This is a genomic window from Pseudomonas sp. WJP1 (assembly GCF_028471945.1).
GTDB lineage: Bacteria > Pseudomonadota > Gammaproteobacteria > Pseudomonadales > Pseudomonadaceae > Aquipseudomonas.
The window spans coordinates 5,995,833-6,015,421 of sequence record NZ_CP110128.1 but is presented as its reverse complement, the minus strand read 5'-3'; the positions used below and the strand labels follow the sequence as shown (position 1 = coordinate 6,015,421).

The 19,589-nt window shown below is 60.7% G+C and carries 21 protein-coding genes; 12 read left to right on the top strand and 9 right to left on the bottom strand.

Annotated elements, in window-relative coordinates:
- Position 1: 1 nt before the first annotated feature.
- Positions 2–1,726, bottom strand: coding sequence for a tetratricopeptide repeat protein (locus OH720_RS27015; RefSeq protein ID WP_272603537.1), 1,725 nt, complete (start codon positions 1,724–1,726; stop codon positions 2–4).
- 236 nt (positions 1,727–1,962) lie between these two features.
- Between OH720_RS27015 and hemA the strand changes: the two genes are divergently transcribed.
- From hemA to OH720_RS26985, 6 genes are all read left to right on the top strand, one after another.
- Positions 1,963–3,252: a glutamyl-tRNA reductase gene (gene hemA / locus OH720_RS27010; RefSeq protein ID WP_272603536.1), complete on the top strand. Its 1,290-nt coding sequence runs from the start codon at positions 1,963–1,965 to the stop codon at positions 3,250–3,252.
- On the top strand, positions 3,249–4,331 hold the full coding sequence (prfA, locus tag OH720_RS27005) for a peptide chain release factor 1 (RefSeq protein ID WP_272603535.1): 1,083 nt from the start codon (positions 3,249–3,251) through the stop codon (positions 4,329–4,331). Before hemA ends, prfA begins: the two co-directional genes overlap by 4 nt.
- Positions 4,332–5,162 carry a peptide chain release factor N(5)-glutamine methyltransferase gene (gene prmC / locus OH720_RS27000; RefSeq protein WP_272603534.1) on the top strand — a complete coding sequence of 277 codons (831 nt, stop codon included), beginning with the start codon at positions 4,332–4,334 and terminating at the stop codon, positions 5,160–5,162.
- Positions 5,156–5,911, top strand: coding sequence for a molybdopterin-synthase adenylyltransferase MoeB (locus OH720_RS26995; protein ID WP_272603533.1), 756 nt, complete (start codon positions 5,156–5,158; stop codon positions 5,909–5,911). The genes prmC and OH720_RS26995 overlap by 7 nt, the downstream gene beginning before the upstream one ends.
- Positions 5,904–6,695 carry a glutamate racemase gene (gene murI, locus OH720_RS26990; RefSeq protein WP_272603532.1) on the top strand — a complete coding sequence of 264 codons (792 nt, stop codon included), beginning with the start codon at positions 5,904–5,906 and terminating at the stop codon, positions 6,693–6,695. The genes OH720_RS26995 and murI overlap by 8 nt, the downstream gene beginning before the upstream one ends.
- Positions 6,696–6,814: 119 nt before the next feature.
- Complete coding sequence (locus OH720_RS26985) at positions 6,815–7,333, top strand: acyloxyacyl hydrolase (RefSeq protein ID WP_272603531.1); 519 nt, start codon at positions 6,815–6,817, stop codon at positions 7,331–7,333.
- A 54-nt stretch (positions 7,334–7,387) separates the two neighbouring features.
- On the opposite strand, the gene OH720_RS26980 is transcribed toward OH720_RS26985, so the two are convergent.
- The 6 genes from OH720_RS26980 to OH720_RS26955 form a co-directional block, all read right to left on the bottom strand.
- Positions 7,388–7,693, bottom strand: coding sequence for a YkgJ family cysteine cluster protein (locus OH720_RS26980; protein ID WP_008060195.1), 306 nt, complete (start codon positions 7,691–7,693; stop codon positions 7,388–7,390).
- Positions 7,694–7,777: 84 nt separating this feature from the next.
- Positions 7,778–8,560 (bottom strand): SDR family NAD(P)-dependent oxidoreductase, encoded by a 783-nt coding sequence (locus OH720_RS26975; RefSeq protein ID WP_272603530.1) that lies wholly within the window; start codon positions 8,558–8,560, stop codon positions 7,778–7,780.
- A 72-nt stretch (positions 8,561–8,632) separates the two neighbouring features.
- Positions 8,633–10,078 carry a deoxyribodipyrimidine photo-lyase gene (gene phrB / locus OH720_RS26970; RefSeq protein WP_272603529.1) on the bottom strand — a complete coding sequence of 482 codons (1,446 nt, stop codon included), beginning with the start codon at positions 10,076–10,078 and terminating at the stop codon, positions 8,633–8,635.
- A 34-nt stretch (positions 10,079–10,112) separates the two neighbouring features.
- The gene (locus tag OH720_RS26965) at positions 10,113–11,054 is read right to left on the bottom strand and encodes a MerR family transcriptional regulator (protein WP_272603528.1); all 942 of its coding nucleotides are present in this window, start codon (positions 11,052–11,054) and stop codon (positions 10,113–10,115) included.
- Positions 11,054–12,013 (bottom strand): YbgA family protein, encoded by a 960-nt coding sequence (locus OH720_RS26960; protein WP_272603527.1) that lies wholly within the window; start codon positions 12,011–12,013, stop codon positions 11,054–11,056. The genes OH720_RS26965 and OH720_RS26960 overlap by 1 nt, the downstream gene beginning before the upstream one ends.
- A gap of 214 nt (positions 12,014–12,227) precedes the next feature.
- A complete protein-coding gene (locus OH720_RS26955) occupies positions 12,228–13,214 on the bottom strand; it encodes an NAD(P)/FAD-dependent oxidoreductase (RefSeq protein ID WP_272603526.1) in 987 nt (328 codons plus the stop codon).
- Positions 13,215–13,412: 198 nt separating this feature from the next.
- Between OH720_RS26955 and OH720_RS26950 the strand changes: the two genes are divergently transcribed.
- On the top strand, positions 13,413–14,315 hold the full coding sequence (locus OH720_RS26950; protein ID WP_272603525.1) for a TIGR01777 family oxidoreductase: 903 nt from the start codon (positions 13,413–13,415) through the stop codon (positions 14,313–14,315).
- 13 nt (positions 14,316–14,328) lie between these two features.
- Positions 14,329–15,351, top strand: a complete 1,023-nt coding sequence (gene hemH / locus OH720_RS26945; protein WP_272603524.1) for a ferrochelatase — start codon at positions 14,329–14,331, stop codon at positions 15,349–15,351.
- A gap of 110 nt (positions 15,352–15,461) precedes the next feature.
- Here the strand turns inward: hemH and OH720_RS26940 are convergent, their stop codons facing one another.
- Positions 15,462–16,736, bottom strand: a complete 1,275-nt coding sequence (locus OH720_RS26940; RefSeq protein ID WP_180205352.1) for a uracil-xanthine permease family protein — start codon at positions 16,734–16,736, stop codon at positions 15,462–15,464.
- A 2-nt stretch (positions 16,737–16,738) separates the two neighbouring features.
- Positions 16,739–17,377: a uracil phosphoribosyltransferase gene (upp, locus tag OH720_RS26935; RefSeq protein ID WP_008060213.1), complete on the bottom strand. Its 639-nt coding sequence runs from the start codon at positions 17,375–17,377 to the stop codon at positions 16,739–16,741.
- A gap of 162 nt (positions 17,378–17,539) precedes the next feature.
- Between upp and OH720_RS26930 the strand changes: the two genes are divergently transcribed.
- The 4 genes from OH720_RS26930 (at position 17,540) to OH720_RS26915 (ending at position 19,554) form a co-directional block, all read left to right on the top strand.
- Entirely contained in the window at positions 17,540–18,097 is a 558-nt protein-coding gene (locus OH720_RS26930) for a hypoxanthine-guanine phosphoribosyltransferase (protein WP_008060214.1), read from the top strand.
- 3 nt (positions 18,098–18,100) lie between these two features.
- On the top strand, positions 18,101–18,574 hold the full coding sequence (locus OH720_RS26925; protein ID WP_272603523.1) for a WbuC family cupin fold metalloprotein: 474 nt from the start codon (positions 18,101–18,103) through the stop codon (positions 18,572–18,574).
- 143 nt (positions 18,575–18,717) lie between these two features.
- Entirely contained in the window at positions 18,718–19,203 is a 486-nt protein-coding gene (locus tag OH720_RS26920) for a hypothetical protein (protein ID WP_272603522.1), read from the top strand.
- Between the two features lie 63 nt (positions 19,204–19,266).
- Entirely contained in the window at positions 19,267–19,554 is a 288-nt protein-coding gene (locus OH720_RS26915) for a PA4642 family protein (RefSeq protein WP_272603521.1), read from the top strand.
- Positions 19,555–19,589 lie beyond the last annotated feature (35 nt).

Sequence of the window (19,589 nt, the reverse complement as noted above, 5' to 3'; positions counted from 1 at the left end):
CTTAAAGAGTCTCTGATCCGGTCAGGCGCTTGATGGTGCTGCGCAGGGTAGGGCTGTCGGGCTGTTCCTTGAGGAATTTGCCCCAGATTTGCCGTGCTTCGCGTTGTTTGCCATTGGCCCACAGGACTTCACCCAGGTGGGCGGCGACTTCCTGGTCGGGGAAGCGTTCCAGGGCCTGGCGCAGCAGGCGCTCGGCTTCGTCGAGATTGCCCATGCGGTAATTCACCCAGCCGAGGCTGTCGAGAACCGCCGGGTCTTCCGGCGTGATCTGGTGCGCTTGTTCGATCAGCGCCTTAGCTTCGGCGTATCGCGTCGTGCGGTCAGACAGGGTATAGCCGAGTGCGTTCAATGCCATGGCGTTGTCCGGATCGCGCTTGATGATCAGGCGCAGGTCTTTTTCCATTTGTGCCAGGTCATTGCGTTTTTCCGCCTGCATGGCGCGGGTATAGAGCAGATTCAGGTCGTCCGGGTATTTTTGCAGGGCTTGTTCCAGGACCTTCCAGGCCTTGTCCCCCTGTTTGTTGGCGGACAGGGTTTCGGCTTCGATCAAGTACAGCTGGATCGCGTAGTCCGGTTGCTCATCGCGCTCTGCCGCCAGTTTGCGTTGGGCTTCGGCAGTCTTGCCGTTATTCATCAGAATGTCGGCCTGACGCAGTTGGGCTGGCAGATAGTCGTTACCCGGGCCGACCTGATCGTATTCGATCAGTGCGCCTTGCGGATCGTTACGTTCTTCGGCGATGCGCCCCAGGTTCAGGTGCGCCGAGTCGACATGGCTGTCTCGGGCGATCAGGTCTTCCAGGTAGCCCTTGGCCTCGTCCCAGGCCTTGGCTTCCAGGCAGACGAGCGCCAGCGAATAACGCAGGTCGTCGTCTTCCGGGTATTGCTGCACCAGGCTTGAGAACTCGGCCTTGGCGTCGTCCATGCGGTCCTGTTCGACCAGCATGCGTGCGTAGGTCAGGCGCAGGCGCTTGTCATCCGGATACTTCTTGATGCTTTTTTGCAGCAGCGGCAAGGCTTCGTCACCGCGATCAAGGGATTGCAGCAGGCGCGCGCGCAGCAGGATCGGGGCAATTTCGCCGTCGTCCGGCGGATTGTCTTCCAGCAGGGTCAGCGCGCCTTTGGTGTCGCCGTCCTGCTGCAGCAGTAAGGCCTTGCCAAAAATCAGCTGGCCGTTGTTCGGGTGGCGCTGCAACAAACGGTCGAAACTTTTCATCAGGCCATTGCGCGTGTCCTGGTCGGTATCGGCCGCGGACAGTGCGAGGAAGTCGAAATGGGTATCGCCCTTGCCTTGCAGCACTTTCTCCATGTAGACCATGGAATCGTCATAACGCCCGGCGCGCGCCAACTGCACGGCGGCGGCCCGCTGGGCCTCGAGGTCGTCCGGCGCGTTCTTGGCCCAGATCAGTGCCGTGTCCAGGGCGGCCTGGTCGGCGCCCAGGTACTCGGCGATGCGGAATGCCCGCTCGGAGATGCCCGGATCCTGGGTGTTGATGGCCTGGGTCACGTAGTTGTCCAGGGCGATGTCGAAACGATTGCGCTGGCCAGCCAACTCCGCACTCAGCAGGCTGAAGACAGTGTCTTCGCTGAATGAGCTGTAGACCTTGGGCTTTTCAGGGGCCGGGGTGGTGTCTTCGACCGGCGACGGGTCATCCGTCGACACGGGAGCCAAGGCCTGGCAGCCGCTGAGAAAGACAAGGGCGAGGAGCAACGCGGAAGATCTATTCATATAGGAAAAGGACGACTAACCTGCGGTCGGATCATCATGACACAAGCCTTCGGTCAAACATAACCGGCCCGGCAATTTACCCGATGCCCTTATTACAGACAGTGGTCGTGTCCGTATAAACGAGAACCGCTCTCACCCTCTGGCGCTTACTACCAGGGTGATAGATATCGAGTAGTTGTTCTGAATCTGACGAAGTAGGACAATTGCCGGCTTCACGTCACCACCAGCGACTTTGAATGGCCTTCCTTGCACTCGGTATTAACCACAAGACTGCTTCAGTAGACGTCCGCGAGCGCGTGGCCTTTACCCCTGAGCAGCTGGTCGAGGCCTTGCAGCAGCTCTGCCGACTCACCGACAGCCGCGAAGCTGCGATCCTCTCCACCTGCAATCGCAGTGAACTTTATATAGAACAGGATCACCTGTCGGCGGATACCGTGCTGCGCTGGCTGGCCGAATATCATCATTTGAGCCTCGATGAGCTGCGCGCGAGCGCTTATGTGCACGAAGACGATGCGGCAGTTCGTCACATGATGCGAGTCGCCTCCGGGCTCGATTCGCTGGTGCTGGGCGAACCGCAGATCCTCGGCCAGATGAAATCGGCCTACGCCGTGGCTCGGGAGGCCGGCACCGTCGGGCCGTTGCTCGGGCGTTTGTTCCAGGCGACGTTCAATGCGGCCAAGCAAGTGCGCACCGACACCGCCATCGGCGAGAACCCGGTGTCCGTGGCGTTTGCCGCGGTCAGCCTGGCCAAACAGATTTTCAGTGACCTGCAACGCAGCCAGGCCTTGCTGATCGGCGCCGGCGAGACCATCACCCTGGTCGCCCGCCATCTGCACGACCTGGGCGTGAAGCGTATCGTGGTCGCCAACCGTACACTGGAGCGCGCGAGCACGCTGGCCGAGCAGTTCGGCGCCCATGCGGTGCTGCTGTCGGACATTCCGGCGGAGCTGGTGCGCAGTGATATCGTCATCAGCTCCACGGCGAGCCAGCTGCCGATCCTTGGCAAAGGGGCTGTTGAAAGCGCCTTGAAGCTGCGCAAGCACAAGCCGATCTTCATGGTCGACATCGCCGTTCCGCGGGATATCGAGCCAGAAGTCGGCGAGCTGGACGACGTCTACCTCTACAGCGTCGACGACCTCCACGAAGTGGTCGCCGAGAACCTCAAGAGTCGCCAGGGTGCAGCCCAGGCGGCGGAAGAGATGGTCTCGGTGGGCGCCGAAGATTTCATGGTGCGCTTGCGCGAACTGGCGGCGGTGGATGTGCTCAAGGCCTATCGTCAACAGAGCGAACGCTTGCGCGATGAAGAACTGCAAAAAGCCCAACGCCTGCTGGCCAACGGCAGCAGTGCCGAAGAGGTGCTGGTGCAACTGGCACGCGGCCTGACCAATAAACTCTTGCACGCACCCAGCGTGCAGTTGAAAAAGCTCTCTGCCGAAGGTCGCCTCGATGCGCTGGCGATGGCCCAGGAACTCTTTGCCCTCGGTGAGGGCTCATCGGATAGCTTTTCGGATAAGAAACCGCAATGAAAGCGTCACTGCTCAATAAGCTGGACATCCTCCAGGACCGTTTCGAGGAATTGACCGCCTTGCTTGGCGATGGCGAGGTCATTTCCGATCAGAACAAGTTCCGTGCCTATTCCAAGGAATACGCGGAAGTCGAGCCGATCGTCGAAGCCTACAAACAGTTGCTCAAGGTGCAGGGCGACCTCGAAGGCGCCCAGGCCCTGCTCAAGGACAGCGACCCGGACATGCGCGAGATGGCCGTGGAAGAAGTCCGCGAAGCCAAGGAACGCCTGGTCGAGCTCGAAGCCAATCTGCAACGCATGTTGCTGCCCAAGGACCCGAACGACGGGCGCAACGTGTTCCTCGAAATCCGCGCGGGCACCGGTGGTGACGAGGCGGCGATTTTCTCCGGCGACCTGTTCCGCATGTACTCGCGCTACGCCGAGCGTCGCGGCTGGCGGGTGGAGATCCTCTCGGAAAACGAGGGTGAACACGGCGGCTACAAGGAAGTCATCGCGCGAGTCGAGGGCGACAACGTCTACGGCAAGCTGAAGTTCGAGTCCGGTGCCCACCGCGTGCAACGGGTGCCGGCAACCGAGTCCCAGGGGCGCATCCACACGTCGGCCTGCACCGTGGCGGTGCTGCCTGAGCCGGACGAACAGGAAGCGATCGAGATCAACCCGGCAGACCTGCGCATCGATACCTATCGTTCCTCCGGTGCGGGCGGGCAGCACGTGAACAAGACCGATTCGGCGATCCGCATCACGCACTTGCCATCGGGTATCGTCGTGGAATGCCAGGAAGAGCGTTCGCAGCACAAGAACCGTGCGCGGGCGATGGCCTGGCTGTCGGCCAAGCTCAACGACCAGCAAACCAGTGCCGCCGCCAACGCCATCGCCAGTGAGCGTAAATTGCTGGTGGGCTCGGGGGATCGCTCCGAACGTATCCGCACCTACAACTACGCCCAGGGCCGGGTGACCGATCACCGGGTCAACCTGACGCTGTATTCGCTCGACGAAATCCTCGCCGGGGGCGTCGATGCCGTGATCGAGCCGTTGCTGGCCGAGTACCAGGCCGATCAACTGGCGGCGATAGGTGAATAAATGACCATCATTGCCAGTTTGTTGCGTGCGGCCGATCTGCCCGACTCGCCAACGGCGCGCCTGGATGCCGAATTGTTGCTGGCGGCTGCGTTGGGCAAGTCCCGCAGCTTCCTGCACACCTGGCCGGAACGCATCGTGCCGAGCGAAGCGGCGTTGACCTTCGCCGAGTATTTGCAGCGCCGCCGCAGCGGTGAACCGGTGGCGTACATTCTCGGCCAGCAAGGTTTCTGGAAACTCGACCTGGAAGTCGCGCCGCACACGCTGATCCCGCGCCCGGACACCGAGTTGCTGGTGGAAGCCGCGTTGGAGCTGTTGCCAGCCACCCCCGCCAACGTCCTCGACCTGGGCACTGGCAGTGGCGCGATTGCCCTGGCACTGGCGAGCGAGCGTCCGGCCTGGAACGTCACCGCCGTGGATCGCGTACTGGAAGCCGTGGCCCTGGCCGAACGCAATCGCCAGCGCCTGCACCTCAATAACGCCAAGGTACTGAGCAGCCATTGGTTCAGCGCCCTGGAAGGTCAGCGTTTTCAACTGATCATCAGCAACCCGCCGTATATCGCTTCCGCCGACCCGCACCTGGTGGAAGGCGACGTACGCTTCGAACCGGCCAGCGCCCTGGTGGCCGGTGTCGACGGGCTCGACGATTTGCGTCTGATCGTTGCCCAGGCACCGGACCATCTCGACGCTGGCGGCTGGTTGATGCTCGAGCATGGTTACGATCAGGCCGAGGCGGTCCGCGATTTGCTGCTGACCCGCGGTTTTGAGGACATTCACAGCCGCACCGATCTGGGCGGTCACCAACGCATCAGTCTGGGGCGCCTGCCGTGCTGAATGATCAAGAGTTGCTGCGTTACAGCCGGCAGATTCTGCTGCAACACATCGATATCGACGGCCAGTTGCGGCTCAAGGACAGCCGCGTATTGATCGTCGGCCTCGGTGGCCTCGGCGCGCCGGTGGCGCTGTATCTCGCCGCCGCAGGGGTCGGCGAATTGCATCTGGCGGACTTCGATACGGTCGACCTGACCAACCTGCAACGCCAGATCATTCACGACACCGACAGCATCGGCATGGGCAAAGTCGATTCGGCGATCAAGCGCCTGACCGCGATCAACCCCGAGATCCGGTTGATCGCTCATCGTGCAGCGCTGGATGAAGATTCCCTGGCGGCTACTGTAGCCGCCGTGGATCTGGTGCTCGATTGCTCCGACAATTTCTCCACCCGTGAAGCGGTCAACGCAGCTTGCGTGAGCGCCAGCAAGCCGCTGGTCAGCGGCGCGGCGATTCGCCTGGAAGGGCAATTGTCGGTGTTCGATCCGCGTCGGGCAGAAAGTCCGTGCTACCACTGTTTATACGGGCACGGCAGCGAAGCCGAATTGACCTGCAGCGAAGCCGGGGTGGTCGGGCCGCTGGTGGGGCTGGTCGGCAGTCTGCAAGCGCTTGAAGCGTTGAAATTGCTGGCAGGATTTGGTGAGCCGCTGGTGGGGCGCCTGTTGCTGATCGACGCCTTGGGTACGCGCTTCCGTGAGTTGCGGGTCAAGCGTGATCCGGGTTGCAGCGTCTGTGGGCCCAAGCATGCGTGAAGCGCCGATCGGCGTGTTCGACTCCGGTGTCGGTGGGCTTTCGGTGCTGGCCGAGATCCAGCGTCTGTTGCCTGATGAGTCTCTGCTGTATGTCGCCGATTGCGGGAACATTCCCTACGGCGAGAAAACCCCGGAATTCATCCGCCAGCGTTGCAGCGTCATGGCCGAGTTTTTTCAGCGCCAGGGTGCCAAGGCCCTGGTCCTGGCCTGCAACACCGCCACTGTCGCCGGTGTTGCCGACTTGCGCCGCGATTACTCGCAGTGGCCCATTGTCGGCATGGAGCCCGCCGTCAAGCCGGCCGCCGCCGCTACCCGCAGTGGCGTGGTCGGCGTGCTGGCCACTACGGGCACTTTGCAGAGTGCCAAGTTCGCCGCGTTGCTCGACCGTTTCGCCACCGACGTTCGGGTCATCACCCAACCTTGCCCAGGGTTGGTTGAGTTGATCGAAAAAGGCGACCTGCACAGTCCCGCCCTGCGTCAGTTGCTGGAGGGTTACGTCCAGCCGCTGCTTGGCGAGGGCGCCGACACCATCATTCTGGGCTGCACCCATTACCCGTTCCTCAAGCCGCTACTCAAGCAGATGATCCCCGACGACATCAGCCTGATCGACACCGGTGCGGCGGTCGCGCGTCAGCTTCAACGCTTACTGGCCGAGCGCGAACTGCTCGCCGTCGGGCCTGCGCGTGCTGCGCAATTCTGGACGAGCGCCGATCCCGTTCATTTCACAAATATATTGCCGACCTTGTGGAATAACGCTGGCGTTGTGCGAAGCTTTGAAGGGTAAGCAAGTTTCGGGGCAGGGGAAGAATTTGGGCTGAACTTCTGAATAACCGTCGACTTCTATAGCTGTGAACGTAGAGCAACAAAAAAACCAAACGTATTCGTTCGGAAAAGGATGTTTCTATGAAGCGACTATTTTGCTTGGCCGCGATTGCGGCCGCACTGATGGGGCACAGTTTCACTGCACAGGCTGCCGGCGTGGAGTTCGGGGTCGGCCAGACCGGCGAATCGAGCATGACCTATCGCCTGGGTATGCAATTGGATTGGGACAAGAGTTGGTGGCAGAGCGACGTGGGTCGCTTGACCGGTTACTGGAGCGGCGCCTACACCTATTGGGATGGCGAAGAGACGTCCAGCAACCACAGCCTTTCGTTTTCGCCCGTGTTTGTTTACGAGTTTGCCGGTCAGAGCGTCAAACCCTATGTCGAGCTCGGTTTTGGCGTGGCGGTGTTTGCCAGTACCGAAGTCGAAAGCAACGAACTGGGCAGCGCGTTTCAGTTTGAAGACCGCTTCGGTGTAGGCCTGCGTTTTGCCGGCGGGCATGAAGTTGGAATTCGCGCGACGCACTATTCCAATGCCGGGATTACCAGTCCGAACGACGGTATAGAAAGTTACGCACTGCATTACACGATGCCGTTGTAAGGCTTGGTCAATGTGGGGGCTTGCTCCCACATTTGTATTTCTGTGATTTGAGCTTCAGCGATACGCCGTCGAAATCCCTTGGCGCTCCTCAATGCATTCCGGTGCCCCCATCTCGAATTCCCGGCAGATCAGCGGGCGTTTTTCGTAGATGGTGCACATCATCGTGTTGCGATCCAGTGCGGCGCACCAGCCGTCGTCCAGGCGCAGCATGACCTCACCCCCCCAGTCATCGGTGTCGATGAATCGCTCGGGCACGCCGGTATCGGTGATCAGCATGACTTCGAGCTGGCAGCAGCAGGCGGCACAGGTCGAACAGGTCACCGCCGCTGTGGCGATTTGCGTGTGGGGGATGGTTTTCATGGCGCGCAGTGTAAGGCAGTCAGCCGGTGCCGTGTGAAAGCTCTGACGGACGCTCAGTCGCTGGCATACGCCGCAATCTTTCAATCACAATCGATCCATGATCGGCGGGCTGCTGCGAACGATGCGTTTGCCAATCGCCAACTTCGTCCGGTCGGGTATTTTCGGCAGCGGCCACAGGGCGGACATGAACATCCCAGGCAACGCGATCTCAAGTGGTCGGTTCCTGATTTCGTGGAAGATGTGCTGCGCTGCTTTCCACGCCGGCCAGTTGAGTGGCATGGGTAAATCGTTTTTCCCGGACCGTGTCGCCTCGACGGCCCCGGGATTGACCACGGTGACTTCGATCCCTTCCGGTGCCAGGTCAATACGCAGGGATTCAAACAGGTAACGCATCCCGGCTTTCGAGCCGCCATAGGATTCGGCGCGGGGCAGCGGCAGGTAGGTCACCGAACTGGCCAGGCCCACCAGGTGCGGCGCGGTGCCGGAGCGCAGCAATGGCAACGCCGCTTCGATGCAGTAGCTGCTGGCGAGCAGGTTGGTGCGTACCACATGCTCGATGATCGAGGCGTCGAACTGCTTGGCATCCACGTATTCGCAGGTACCGGCGTTGAGGATCACGGTGTCCAGGGAGCCCCAGTCCCGGGCAATCTGCTCGCCGATTTCACGGACTGTCTGGCTGTTGGTCAAGTCGCCAGCCACCACTAATACCTGCCCGGGATAACGCAGGGACAAGACTTTCAGCGGGGCCAGCGAGCGGGCGCTAACGGCCAGGTGGGCGCCGCTCTTGAGTATTTCCTCGGCCAGCGCGGCGCCAACCCCGTTGCTTGCACCGGTCAACCAGTATCGTCGTGGAGGTGTAAGCCTCATCCCGTTCTCCTTTGCAACCAGGCGTTCGCCCGGCCGAATACCATCAGATGCTTATAAAGACGTTGTAAAAGGTTATTCATAAAGGCTCCCGGCAGTCTGCCGCGACGGCAGGTTCTTGAACGCGGCCAAGGCGCGGGCGCGGGAGGTGGACAGGTCGACGATCGGTGCCGGATAACCGGCTACACCGAACAAACCGCCAAGTTGTGCCGGGTTATGCACAGCCTTTTTATCGAGCCCCGACAGTTGCGGTAGCCAATGCTTGATGAACAGGCCTTCGGCGTCGAATTTTTCCGACTGGCTCAGCGGGTTGAAGATCCGGAAGTAAGGCGCCGAGTCGGTGCCGGTGGACGAACTCCATTGCCAGCCGCCGTTGTTCGCAGCGAGGTCACCATCGATCAGGTGGCGCATGAAGAAGCGTTCGCCCTCGCGCCAGTCGATCAACAGGTTCTTGGTCAGGAACATCGCCACCACCATGCGCAGGCGATTGTGCATCCAGCCGGTTTCCAGCAGTTGGCGCATGGCCGCGTCGATGATCGGCAAGCCGGTACGGCCCTGCTGCCAGGCGGCAAGTTCTTCGGGGGCGTTGCGCCACGCCAGCGCTTCGGTTTCCGGGCGAAAGGCGCGGTGACGGGAAACCCGCGGGTAGCCCACCAGAATGTGTTTGTAGAACTCGCGCCACAACAGTTCATTGATCCAGGTGACGGCACCGACCTTGCCGCTTTCGAACTCGCCCTGATTGCTTTGCATCGCGGCGTGCAGGCACTGGCGGGGAGAAATCACCCCCGCGGCCAGATAAGCCGAGAGTTGGCTGGTGCCGGGTTTTGCCGGGAAGTCGCGCTCGCTCTGGTAGTAGTCAATCTGCATCTCGGTAAAGCTGTCGAGGCGCCGCCGGGCTTCGCCTTCACCGGCCGGCCACAGGTCACGCAGACTGTCAGGGGGCACGTCGAAGCCTTCGACCTGGGTCGCGATGGCGTCGCTGGCAATGTTCAGCGCAGCTTGCGCCGCCGGTGTGGGTACCAGGCCGGGCAGCGAATGATGCAGCCGTTCGTGACAGACTTTGCGGAACTGACTGAAGACCTGAAAGTAACTACCGGTTTTGGTCAGCACACTGCCGGGTTTAAACAACAGTTGATCGAGGTAGCGGCGAACCTCGATGCCTTCGGCCTCCAGGGTCTGGGCCACCGCTGCATCGCGACGGGTTTCGTGGATGCCGTATTCCTCGTTGAGATGCACCGCGTCGATCTGCAATTGCCGGCACAACTCGAGCAGCACGGCCGGCGCGTCATCCCAGCGGGGGGCATTGCGGATCAGCAGGGGAATGTTCAATCGGCCCAGCGCACCACTCAACGCCTGCAAGTTGCGCAGCCAGAAGTCCACTTTGCAGGGGGCATCGTCATGTTCGCGCCATTGCTCCGGGCTCAGCAGATACACCGCCACCGTCGGGCCACGCGCCGCCGCGGCCGAGAGGGCTGTGTTGTCGTGCAGGCGCAGGTCGCTGCGCAGCCAGATCAATTGCATGTGGGTGTTCGCCCGATTCATTGCGCAAGTGCCTTTAAATGAGTCCGCATTGAACGAGTACCTGGTGCGCCGCCAAGGGGGTTTCGGCCAGGTACAGATCAGCGATCTCTGAAGTTATCGCGGACAACTCGGTGTTGTGAATACACACCGTTGGTCCGGCGATCATTTTTGGGCAACTGGCGCCGTTTAAAAGTTTCACCAGTTGTGAAAGGTTTATCGCTTTACTGGAATACAGCAGTACGCCGCGTGGTTGCAGCAGGTCGACAGCCAGTGCCAGTTCACTGGCCGGGAGCGGCCAGTCAAATACTTGCACCGGACAATCGGCACTACTGATCAACCAGGCCGTGAGCCACACGTGGGGTTCAAGGGGCAGGTCCGAGTGGTTGATCAGCAGCAGTGGCGCGCCGTGTAACTGACGATTGTTATGGTAGAGGCGCGCGCCAAACTTGCTTCGCAGCCAGGAGTAGAAGAATCCTCGTTCCATCTGCGTGCCGAACTGGCCTTGCCAGCGTTGTTCCAGTTCAGCCAGCAGGGGCATGAGTAACTGTTCGCACAGGGTTCGCGGCGGGTACAGCGCCATGGCCTGATTGATGGTGTCGTCCAGGCTGCGTTCACTCAGCTGCGTGACGGCGGTGAACAAGGTATGGCGCAACACTTGCCAATCGTTTTCGACGAACCCGCTGAAAGCCTGCGGCGTGTCGAGCAATTGCTTGACCTGGCTGACGGCCACGCCGCGGTTGATCCAGGTGAGGATCGCCAGGATGCGTTGGACATGTTCGGCCGAGAACAGCCTGTGGCCCTTGGGTGTGCGTTGCGGCACGATCAGGCCGTAGCGACGTTCCCAGGCTCGCAGCGTCACGGCGTTCACCCCGGTCTGGCGGGCAACTTCGCGGATCGGCAGCCAGCCTTCGTCCAGGGCTTTCTTGAAGTCGGCACCAAAGTCTTCGCTGGCGCTGCTGTCGAGTAGGGGTTTCATCAGATGGCGTTTCGCAGGCTGAGATTTTCCGGATGGGGTTGCAGGTACGCCTGCTGATCGATGTACGGGTCCGGATGTTGACGAAAGTGATGCTTGAGCAACGTCAGCGGCACCACCAGCGGCACGATGCCTTGGCGGTATTGAGCGATGAGGTGTTGCACTTCCTGCTTGTCCTCGGCACTGATGGCCTTTTTCAGATAGCCGCTCAGGTGCTGCAATACATTGGTGTGGGTGCGGCGGGTCGCGCATTGCTTCAGGGCGGCCATCAACAGGCTGAAGTAGCGTGGTCCAAGTTCTTTCGGGTCGCTATGGCCCATGTTGCCCAGCAAATTGCCGAGAATTTTGTATTGCATCGGGTTATGAGCCATCAACAGGTACTTGTAGCGCGAGTGAAATGTTGTCAGGCCGGGACGGCTCAGGCCTTCTCGCAGCAGCTGTTGCCAGTCGCCATAGGCGAATACGCGGGTGAGAAAGTTTTCTCGCAGCACCGGGTCGTTCAGACGGCCGTCTTCTTCCACCGGCAGGTCCGCTTGCTGGGCACAGAACGCCCGGGCGTAGATGCCCCGGCCACCGCCCTTCACCGGTGCGCCATTGACGTGGTAGACCTTGACCCGCTCCAGGCCGCAGGAAGGGGATTGCTGCATGAAGATGTAACCGCAGATATCACCAAGCTCCGCCGCCATCTGCCGACCATAGTTGGCCAGCGGTTGGGTGACATTGATGTCGCGGTCGACCGTGCCGACGGCCTGGGGTGCATCCGCATCTCCCACCAGTCGGATTGGTTGGCGCGGAATGCCCAGTCCAATGGCGACTTCCGGGCAGATCGGGACGAAGTCGAAGTAGTCGCTGAGGACCTGCCTGCACAGTCGCGACGCCTTGTGCCCGCCGTTGTAGCGCACGTCAAAACCCATCAGGCAGGCGCTGATGGCGATTTTCGGTTTGGCAGGGGGCAGGGGCATCGAGCACCTCGGAATCTAAACCTGTACAGAGCTGAAAGTCTGTACAACATAGGTTCATCATAGATTCAAAAGTGTACAAGTCAAATTAGTTGTATAAGTTTTTTGGTGAGGCGGGTGACTGGCCTGATGCATGTTGCCAGCGATCCAGGTGCAGCGGTGTTCAGCCGCACCGCATTATCATTCATCGCTGGCAAGTCAGTGTCGGGTGTTGCAGTTACTGCAAGTGTGCATGCAGACGGCGGGCGGCTTCCTGGCCGCTGAGCCACGCACCTTCGACGCGTCCGGACAGGCACCAGTCGCCGCACGCATACAGGCCCAGGTCCGCATCGGCCAAGGTGCCCCATTCATGGCTGCTGGCGGGGCGGGCGTAGAGCCAGCGATGGGCCAGGCTGAAGCTGGGTGCGGGCATGGAGTCGTGCAACAGCTCGGCAAACGCACCGTGCAGTTGCTCGATCACCGCTTCTTTTGGCAAGTCGATGTGCTGGCGACTCCAGGCACTGGTGGCGTGCAGCACCCAGGTGTCGAGGGTGTTGTCGCGCCCTGGTTTGCTGCGATTGCGCGCCAGCCAGTCAAGTGGACTGTCTTGCACGAAGCAGCCTTCCATCGGCGTTTCCAGAGGCGTTTCGAATGCCAGTGCAACGGCCCAGGTGGGGTCCATTTTTACCCCGGCGGCGGCGCCGGCGAGCTTCGGCGCGGAGGCCAGCAGCGCGGTTGCCTGGGGGGCCGGGGTGGCGATGACCACATGACTGAACGGACCGTGGGTGAAGCCTTCGGCATCCTGCAAGTGCCAGTGTTCTTCACCGCGATACACCTCGGTGATCCGGCAGGCGAAATGCACTTCCAAGTCGCCCAGCAGGGAACGGGTGATGGCGCTCATGCGCGGGGTGCCGACCCAGCGTGTCTGTTCGTCCGGCGACAGATCGAGCCGGCCGCCATGGAAGGTATACAGCTGCGGGGTCCATTCGGCGACCCAGCCCTTGGTCTGCCAGCGCTGGACTTCGGTGACAAAGCGACGGTCGCGGGCGGTGAAATATTGCGCACCCATGTCCAGAGCACCCGCATCGCTGCGCTTGCTCGACATGCGTCCGCCACTGCCGCGGCTTTTATCGAAAAGTTGCACGACATACCCCAGGTCGGTCAGGGCTTGTGCGGCTGAGAGTCCGGCAATGCCGGTGCCGATGATTGCGATAGGTACAGTCATAAGGGCCTCGTTTACCTGTCTGTACAGACTACGCCGGGGTTGAAACCTGTACAATATTGTTTTTTGGTATAACTTTCAGCGTTCTCGTTCTGACAGCTTGGCCTATTGTTAAACACAGGGCCTGCCCGATACCAAAAGATCCCTTGCTTATAAAAATAGACTAGTGATCAGGGTAAAACGCCACGCGAGGAAGTAGTCATGCACATATTGCTGACCGGCGGTACTGGTTTGATAGGACGTCAGCTCTGCCGTCACTGGTTGAGTCAAGGGCATCGCCTTACAGTCTGGAGCCGGACGCCTGCAAAAGTCACCAAAATCTGCGGAGCCCAGGTGCGTGGCATTGCCCGGCTTGAAGAGATCGGGCAAGACCCGGTGGACGCCATCGTCAATCTGGCCGGTGCGCCGATCGCCGATCGCCCATGGACCCACAAGCGCAAAGCCCTGTTGTGGAGCAGTCGCATCACCCTGACGGAAACCCTGCTGGCCTGGCTCGAAAGCCGTGAACAGAAACCGCAGGTATTGATTTCGGGATCCGCGGTCGGTTGGTACGGCGATGGCGGTGAGCGTGAACTGACCGAGAATTCGCCACCGGTCATCGATGATTTCGCCAGTCAGCTATGCATAGCCTGGGAGGAAACTGCCCAGCGCGCCGAAGGTTTGGGCATGCGCGTGATCTTCATTCGCACCGGGCTGGTGTTGTCGGCAGAGGGCGGCTTTTTGTCGCGCCTGTTGTTGCCGTTCAAACTGGGGCTGGGCGGGCCTATCGGCAGTGGCCGGCAGTGGATGTCGTGGATTCATATCAACGATCAAATTGCCCTGATTGATTTTCTTCTGCATCGGCAAAGCGCCACTGGTCCTTATAATGCCTGCGCGCCCAAACCGGTGCGCAACCGCGAGTTCGCCAAGACGTTGGGCAGCGTGCTGCACCGCCCGACGTTCATGCCCATGCCGGCCTTGGCGTTAAAGGTGTGCCTGGGCGAGTTGTCATTGCTGTTGCTGGGCGGCCAGAAGGCAGTACCGGCTCGCTTGCTGGAAGCGGGTTTCACTTTCCAGTTCACTGATTTGCGCGCGGCCCTGGACGACCTTTCCAGCCGCCTTTGAAATAGGACGTTGCATGACCGATCACGCGTTGCTTCTGGTCAACCTGGGCTCACCGGCCTCCACTTCGGTAGCGGATGTGCGCCGCTACCTCAATCAGTTCCTGATGGACCCGTACGTCATCGACCTGCCATGGCCAGTGCGGCGTTTGCTGGTATCGCTGATCCTGATCAAGCGCCCCGAACAGTCGGCGCATGCCTACGCGTCGATCTGGTGGGACGAGGGCTCGCCGCTGGTGGTACTCAGCCGGCGCCTGCAGAAGGCCATGACAGCGCAGTGGCATCACGGCCCGGTGGAACTGGCCATGCGCTATGGTGAGCCGTCGATCGAATCGACACTGGTACGCCTGGTAGCCCAAGGGCACAAGCGGATAACACTGGCACCGCTTTATCCACAATTCGCCGACAGCACCACGACGACGGTGATCGAAGAGGCCAAGCGGGTAGTGCGTGAGAAAAACCTCGACGTGCAACTGTCGGTGCTGCAGCCGTTCTACGATCAACCGGAATACCTCGATGCGCTGGTGGCCACGACCCGGCCTTATCTGGAACAGGATTACGATCACCTGCTGTTGAGCTTCCATGGTTTGCCGGAGCGGCACCTGACGAAGCTCAACCCGGGGCATAGCTTCGAAGGCGGGGGCGATTGCTGCGCCGGTGCACCGCCGCAAGTGGTCGCGACCTGTTATCGCGGTCAATGCCTGCGCACCGCCGCAGCGTTCGCCAAGCGTATGGGATTGCCGGACGGCAAATGGTCGGTGTCATTCCAGTCGCGCCTGGGGCGAGCCAAGTGGATCGAGCCCTACACCGAGGCGCGCCTGGATGAGCTGGGCAAAAGCGGCGCGAAGAAAGTGCTGGTGATGTGCCCGGCCTTCGTGGCCGATTGCATCGAGACGCTGGAAGAAATCGGCGATCGCGGGCGGGAGCAATTCCGCGAAGCGGGGGGAGAGGAGTTGGTGCTGGTGCCGTGCCTCAACGATGACCCGCAGTGGGCGAAGGCGTTGAATGCGTTGTGTGAAAGGGCGCCATTGGTGTTGTAAGCCCAAAAGCTTCGCGGGCAAGCCTCGCTCCTACAGGATTTACGTCGGTCAATAGGACGACGACATCTTGTAGGAGCGAGGCTTGCCCGCGAAGGCGTCCTTGAAGCTGCTTAGATCAACGGATCTTGCGCCTTCTTGTGCTTCCAGCTGTCATTGCCCGGCAGGATCAGGTTCAGCGCAATCGCCACCACCGCGCACAGCGCGATGCCTTTGAGGCCGAAGTCGTCGGGACCTGTGCCCGTACCGACCAGCACGCCGCCAATACCGAACACCAGGGTCACCGAGACGATCACCAGGTTGCGCGCTTCGCCCAGGTCAATCTTGTGGCGAATCAGCGTGTTCATCCCCACGGCCGCAATCGAGCCGAACAACAGGCAGAGAATCCCGCCCATCACCGGGACTGGAATACTTTGCAGCAACGCACCGAATTTGCCGATGAACGCCAGGCTGATGGCGAAGATCGCCGCCCAGGTCATGATTTTCGGGTTGTAGTTCTTGGTCAGCATCACCGCGCCAGTGACTTCGGCGTACGTGGTGTTGGGCGGACCGCCGAACAGGCCGGCGGCGGTGGTGGCAATGCCATCACCCAGCAGGGTACGATGCAGGCCAGGTTTCTTCAGGTAATCGCGACCGGTCACGCTACCCACGGCAATCACGCCGCCGATGTGCTCGATGGCCGGTGCCAGGGCCACGGGAACGATGAACAGGATCGCCTGCCAGTTGAATTCCGGGGCGGTGAAGTGGGGAATGGCGAACCAGGGCGCTGCGGCAATTTTCGCGGTATCGACCACGCCAAAGTAGAACGCCATGGCAAACCCCACCAGCACACCGGAAATGATCGGCACCAGGCGGAAAATGCCTTTGCCGAACACGGCGACGATCAGGGTGGTCAGCAGCGCCGGCATCGAGATCAGCATCGCCGTCTGGTAATGGATCAGTTCGCTGCCGTCACCGGCCTTGCCCATCGCCATGTTGGCGGCGATCGGCGCCATGGCCAGGCCGATGGAGATGATCACCGGGCCAATCACCACCGGCGGCAGCAGGCGGTCGATGAAGCCGGTGCCTTTGATTTTCACTGCCAGGCCGAGGAACGTATAGACAAAACCGGCCGCCATCACGCCGCCCATGGTCGCGGCGAGGCCGAACTGGCCCTTGGCGAGAATGATCGGGGTGATGAACGCGAAGCTCGACGCCAGGAACACCGGTACCTGACGCCCGGTGACGACCTGGAACAGAATCGTCCCCAGGCCTGCGGTGAACAATGCCACGTTCGGGTCGAGACCCGTGATCAGCGGCATCAGCACCAGGGCGCCGAAGGCCACGAACAGCATCTGGGCGCCAGACAGCACCGTGCGCCAGAGCGGATCGTTGAACTCTTGCTGCATGCTCACGCGTCCTTCTGCTTGGTGCCGAAGATCTTGTCGCCAGCATCGCCCAGGCCCGGGATGATGTAACCGTGTTCGTTGAGCTTCTGGTCGATCGAAGCGGTGTAGATGATCACGTCCGGGTGAGCTTTCTCGACCACGGCGATACCTTCTGGTGCAGCGACCAGCACCATGGCGCGGATGTCCTTGCAACCGGCTTTTTTCAGCAGGTCGATGGTGGCAACCATCGAGCCGCCGGTGGCGAGCATCGGGTCGATGATCATCGCCAGGCGTTCGTCGATTTCCGGCACCAGCTTCTCGAGGTAGGTGTGGGCTTCGAGGGTTTCCTCGTTGCGGGCCACGCCCACGGCGCTGACTTTGGCGCCCGGGATCAGGCTCAGCACGCCTTCGAGCATGCCGATACCGGCGCGCAGGATCGGCACCACGGTAATCTTCTTGCCGGCGATCTTCTCCACCGATACGGTGCCGCACCAACCTTCGATATCGTAGGTTTCCAGCGGCAGGTCTTTGGTGGCTTCATAGGTCAGCAGGGCACCGACTTCCTGAGCGAGCTCGCGGAAATTCTTCGTGCTGATGTCTGCGCGGCGCATTAGGCCAAGTTTGTGGCGGATCAGCGGGTGGCGGATCTCGAGGATGGGCATGGGAAAGGCTCCGGCGGCGGGCAAAAAAACCGGCCTAGATTAATCTATCCGAGGTTGATGTCCTATAGACATAGAGTACGTTAGTCCACAATCGCTTGATCTGGCCTCGCCAGATGCGTACCTTTGCCGGCTTTTCCGAAACCGCCATCCCTGGAGAGCGCCATGTCCGCTGATCTCGAGCATATCCGTCAAATCATGCGAGAGGCTGACTGCCTGTACACCGAAGCTGAAGTCGAGGCAGCCATCGCCCGCGTCGGTGCACACATCAACGATGAACTGGCGGACAGCAATCCGGTGGTGTTCTGTGTGATGAACGGCGGGCTGATTTTTGCCGGCAAGCTGCTCACACACCTGCAATTCCCGCTGGAAGCGTCCTACCTGCACGCCACCCGCTACCGCAACGAAACCAGCGGCGGCGAGCTGTTCTGGAAAGCCAAGCCGGAAGTGTCGTTCATCGACCGTGATGTACTGATCATCGACGACATCCTCGATGAAGGTCATACCCTGGGCGCGATCATCGACTTCTGCAAACACGCCGGCGCGCGCAAAGTGCACACCGCCGTGCTGATCGACAAGGACCACGACCGCAAGGCGCGTCCGGACCTGAAGGCCGATTTCGTCGGTTTGCCGTGCATCGACCGTTATATCTTTGGCTACGGCATGGACTACAAAGGCTACTGGCGCAACGCCAACGGGATTTTTGCCGTTAAAGGAATGTAAGACATGACCACGCCTCGCTTTCTTGATCACACCCTGTTCGCCGAATTGGCCGAGAAAGCGGCGGCCAACCCTCGCGGGCGCCAGCATCACAACTTCCACCAGATGGAAGACGCCTGCCATCGCATGGCCGTGGGCTTGCAACCATCGACGTATGTCCCGCCTCATCGTCACCTGGGCGACAACAAGGCCGAAACCTTGCTGGTGCTCAAGGGGCGGTTGGGCGTGTTGATCTTTGACGAGTCCGGTGTTGTCCTGAGCAAGACGGTCTTGCAGGCCGGTGGCGAGTGTGTCGGCGTGGACCTGCCTACGGGTGTGTTCCACGGCCTGGTGGTGCTTGAAGCCGATAGCCTGATGTTCGAGTGCAAGGCGGGCCCCTACCGCCCGGTCGGCGAAGGTGAGCTGGCTCATTGGGCGCCACGTGAAGGCGAGCCCGGTGTTGCCGAGTATCAGGCCTGGATGCGCGCGCAGTTCGACTGATCACCCCTCCTGTAGGAGCGAGCATGCTCCGGGCGGCGCTCCGACGATGAACTCAAGACCACCGTGGGGTATCAGGCTCCCAGTGTTATCGTTGACGACCATCGCGAGCATGCTCGCTCCTACATTCGACTCCGGAACCTGTCATGAGCCGTTCGATCCGCTACTGCGCCGCCCTGTTGCTGACCCTCAGCCTGCCATTGGCGGCCGCCCCGGCTCCCATGCACGGGCAGTTCCTGCCGCCGGATGACCTGAACCTGCGTGACGCGGAACCGGAACAGCAACAACTGCTGCAAGTCACCGAGTATTCGGTGGTGGTCGGCAGTCAACGCCAGTCCAGCCAGCAGCCGATCCCCGTCACCTCGCCGCTGATGATTCGCCTCAAGGGCAAATCCCTGAACAAGGGCGCGACCATCAGTCAGGTGCTGGTCAATTTCGATGGCGAAAGCAAAAGCCTGAAAAAACCGCTCTACGACGACAAGAGCAAGATCCTGACGCTGTATTACCCGCTGGCTCAATACCGGGTCATCATCGACTTGTTGCGTAACGACACGGTGTATTGCCAGTTTCTCAGCTACGCCAACGGCCACATCTGGGCCGATCTGCACACCGGGGCTGTTCGTCCGCGTTGAGCCCGGCGCCCGCGCAGGGGTAAACTGCCCGCCCCGTGAAATGTCTGCGAGCTGGAGTCGGCAATGCGTAAAGATAAGAAACAAGTGATTGGTGACGAGATCGGCGATGAGCAGATCAAGTTGTTCCTCGATTTCGAACCGGTCGACGCGACTTCTCCGTCCCTGCACAAGCTGATCAAGGCTTACCGTGGTCTGCGGATCGACGATTTCGAGCGTTTCCTGACGTTCTTCGTCGAGGCCGGTTATGACGTGAACGGCAAGGACGAGCACGGCAAGGACTTCGTTGCCCTGATCCAGGATCAGCGTAATGCACCGGATTACATCGAGCTGATCGAAAAGGCTCGCGGTTAAGATTTAAGCGGCATAAAAAAACGCCCCGCCATCAA

What these genes read in the sequence shown, in the direction of transcription:
- prmC (WP_272603534.1), top strand. Translation starts at nt 4,332, where the DNA reads ATGACCATCATTGCCAGTTTGTTGCGTGCGGCCGATCTGCCCGACTCG.
- upp (WP_008060213.1), bottom strand. Translation starts at nt 17,377, where the DNA reads ATGCCCATCCTCGAGATCCGCCACCCGCTGATCCGCCACAAACTTGGC.
- OH720_RS26925 (WP_272603523.1), top strand. Translation starts at nt 18,101, where the DNA reads ATGACCACGCCTCGCTTTCTTGATCACACCCTGTTCGCCGAATTGGCC.
- OH720_RS26915 (WP_272603521.1), top strand. Translation starts at nt 19,267, where the DNA reads ATGCGTAAAGATAAGAAACAAGTGATTGGTGACGAGATCGGCGATGAG.
- OH720_RS27015 (WP_272603537.1), bottom strand. Translation starts at nt 1,726, where the DNA reads ATGAATAGATCTTCCGCGTTGCTCCTCGCCCTTGTCTTTCTCAGCGGC.
- murI (WP_272603532.1), top strand. Translation starts at nt 5,904, where the DNA reads ATGCGTGAAGCGCCGATCGGCGTGTTCGACTCCGGTGTCGGTGGGCTT.
- OH720_RS26985 (WP_272603531.1), top strand. Translation starts at nt 6,815, where the DNA reads ATGAAGCGACTATTTTGCTTGGCCGCGATTGCGGCCGCACTGATGGGG.
- prfA (WP_272603535.1), top strand. Translation starts at nt 3,249, where the DNA reads ATGAAAGCGTCACTGCTCAATAAGCTGGACATCCTCCAGGACCGTTTC.
- OH720_RS26930 (WP_008060214.1), top strand. Translation starts at nt 17,540, where the DNA reads ATGTCCGCTGATCTCGAGCATATCCGTCAAATCATGCGAGAGGCTGAC.
- OH720_RS26940 (WP_180205352.1), bottom strand. Translation starts at nt 16,736, where the DNA reads ATGCAGCAAGAGTTCAACGATCCGCTCTGGCGCACGGTGCTGTCTGGC.
- OH720_RS26960 (WP_272603527.1), bottom strand. Translation starts at nt 12,013, where the DNA reads ATGCCCCTGCCCCCTGCCAAACCGAAAATCGCCATCAGCGCCTGCCTG.
- OH720_RS26980 (WP_008060195.1), bottom strand. Translation starts at nt 7,693, where the DNA reads ATGAAAACCATCCCCCACACGCAAATCGCCACAGCGGCGGTGACCTGT.
- hemA (WP_272603536.1), top strand. Translation starts at nt 1,963, where the DNA reads ATGGCCTTCCTTGCACTCGGTATTAACCACAAGACTGCTTCAGTAGAC.
- phrB (WP_272603529.1), bottom strand. Translation starts at nt 10,078, where the DNA reads ATGCAATTGATCTGGCTGCGCAGCGACCTGCGCCTGCACGACAACACA.
- OH720_RS26950 (WP_272603525.1), top strand. Translation starts at nt 13,413, where the DNA reads ATGCACATATTGCTGACCGGCGGTACTGGTTTGATAGGACGTCAGCTC.
- OH720_RS26975 (WP_272603530.1), bottom strand. Translation starts at nt 8,560, where the DNA reads ATGAGGCTTACACCTCCACGACGATACTGGTTGACCGGTGCAAGCAAC.
- hemH (WP_272603524.1), top strand. Translation starts at nt 14,329, where the DNA reads ATGACCGATCACGCGTTGCTTCTGGTCAACCTGGGCTCACCGGCCTCC.
- OH720_RS26920 (WP_272603522.1), top strand. Translation starts at nt 18,718, where the DNA reads ATGAGCCGTTCGATCCGCTACTGCGCCGCCCTGTTGCTGACCCTCAGC.
- OH720_RS26955 (WP_272603526.1), bottom strand. Translation starts at nt 13,214, where the DNA reads ATGACTGTACCTATCGCAATCATCGGCACCGGCATTGCCGGACTCTCA.
- OH720_RS26965 (WP_272603528.1), bottom strand. Translation starts at nt 11,054, where the DNA reads ATGAAACCCCTACTCGACAGCAGCGCCAGCGAAGACTTTGGTGCCGAC.